This is a genomic window from Brachybacterium sp. HMSC06H03 (assembly GCF_001807385.1).
GTDB classification, from domain to species: domain Bacteria; phylum Actinomycetota; class Actinomycetes; order Actinomycetales; family Dermabacteraceae; genus Brachybacterium; species Brachybacterium conglomeratum.
The window spans coordinates 1-2,000 of sequence record NZ_KV788844.1; the positions used below are offsets into that span (position 1 = coordinate 1).

Here is a 2,000-nt window from a genome sequence, read left to right on the forward strand (position 1 = left end):
ACGGGCCCCGCGGATCCGCGGGGCCCGTGCGCTGAGGGGGCTCGTCACTTCAGGAAGGACGGCAGGTCGAGGTCGTCGTCGTCCGCCGGGGGCTCCTCGATGTGCGGCGGGCGGGCGGGCTCGGGGGCCCGGGGCGCGGGCTGCGGGGCGACGTTCTGCTGCTGGCCCGTGTCCTCGACGTCCGCGGCGTCCAGCGCCTCGGTCTCGGGCTCGGGGGCGCTGGGCCGCGACGGGGAGAAGGCCTGCTGCGGCAGGCCCCAGGCGCCCGGGGAGGCGGCGGTCGCGCCGGTGCCCTGGCCGGGGCGCTGCTCGGGGGAGGCGGGACGCTGCTGCACGGCAGGCCGCTGCTGCACCGCAGGGCGCTGGGCGGGCTGCTCGGTGCGGGCGGCGGGGCGCTGCTGCGGGGTGAGGTCCTGGCGCGGCTGGGGACCGCCGCCCTCGAAGCCCGCGGCGATCACGGTCACGCGGACCTCGTCGCCGAGGGCGTCGTCGATGACGGAGCCGAAGATGATGTTCGCATCCGGGTGCGCGGCCTCCTGGACGAGGCGCGCGGCCTCGGAGACCTCGTACAGGCCCAGGTCGCTGCCGCCCTGGATGGAGAGCAGCACGCCGTAGGCGCCGTCGATCGAGGCCTCGAGCAGCGGGCTGGAGACCGCGAGCTCCGCGGCCTGCAGCGCGCGGTCGTCGCCGCGGGCGGAGCCGATGCCCATCAGGGCGCTGCCCGCCCCCTGCATCACGGACTTCACGTCCGCGAAGTCGAGGTTGATCAGGCCCGGGGTGGTGATCAGGTCCGTGATGCCCTGGACGCCGGAGAGCAGGACCTGGTCCGCGCTCTTGAAGGCGTCGAGCATCGAGACCTGCTTGTCCGCGATGGAGAGCAGGCGGTCGTTGGGGATCACGATGAGGGTGTCGACCTCGGCCTGGAGCGCGGCGATGCCGGACTCGGCCTGGGTCGAGCGGCGGCGGCCCTCGAAGGTGAACGGGCGGGTGACCACGCCGATGGTCAGGGCGCCGAGGCTGCGGGCGATCTTCGCGACGACGGGCGCGCCGCCCGTGCCGGTGCCGCCGCCCTCGCCGGCGGTCACGAAGACCATGTCGGCCCCGCGCAGGACCTCCTCGATCTCCTCGGCGTGGTCCTCGGCGGCCTTCTTGCCCACCTCGGGGTCGGCGCCGGCGCCGAGACCACGGGTGATCTCCTTGCCGACGTCGAGCTTGACGTCGGCGTCGGACATGAGGAGCGCCTGGGCGTCGGTGTTGATCGCGATGAACTCGACGCCCTTGAGCCCGGACTCGATCATGCGGTTGACGGCGTTGACACCTCCGCCGCCGACGCCGACGACCTTGATGACTGCGAGGGAGATCTGGGTTCCGGCCACGTTTGGTCCTTGCTCTTGGCTCTTGTAGGTCTTCCTGGAGAAGCGCCTGGATCGCGCCTGGTCGCGACCGCTCCTCAACCCTGGACCTCTACTTGAGGTTCGGACTTCGGGGCGCCTCTCCTTTCTCTCGACGCTAAGGAGGAGTGCACGCGCACGCAAACACCGAGGGCGCGTGTCGGGCGCGAGCCGGGCCAATGTCACCGTCCGGTTCGCCCGCTCCGTCGGACTGCGGGGGTCCGCCCCGCCCGTCCCCGTCCCGCTCCCGGCGCACGGGGGGCCGGCGTCGCAGCGGAGGAGGTCAGCGGGTGACGGGTGCGACCGGGGAGGAGACGTCGATGGTCGTGCCGGGCCGGCCCAGCAGCGCCTGCACCACCTCGGCCTTGAGCTCCGCATCGTGCGCATCGCCCCAGACGACCGTCTTGGTGCCGCCGTCCTCGAGGGTGAGGACGAGGGTGACGTCGCTGGTGCTGGAGGCGGAGACCTCCCGGACCGCGCCGCGCAGCGGATCGGGCAGGGAGGCGAGCACCTCGCTCATGGTCGCGGCCGCGCCGTCGGGGTCGGCGGCGCCGCCCTGGACGGCCATCGGCACCAGGGTCGCGCCCTCGGCGGCCGCGGCCGGGAGCT

1 protein-coding gene and 1 pseudogene are annotated in these 2,000 nt (G+C 74.0%); both read right to left on the minus strand.

Translation table 11 applies throughout. The features are described 5' to 3' along the window. Window positions 1-44: 44 nt before the first annotated feature. The gene (gene ftsZ / locus HMPREF3159_RS10705; protein ID WP_070501015.1) at window positions 45-1,376 is read right to left on the minus strand and encodes a cell division protein FtsZ; all 1,332 of its coding nucleotides are present in this window, start codon (window positions 1,374-1,376) and stop codon (window positions 45-47) included. Between the two features lie 298 nt (window positions 1,377-1,674). Beyond that, a pseudogene (locus HMPREF3159_RS10710) lies at window positions 1,675-2,000 on the minus strand (cell division protein); the annotation flags it as partial.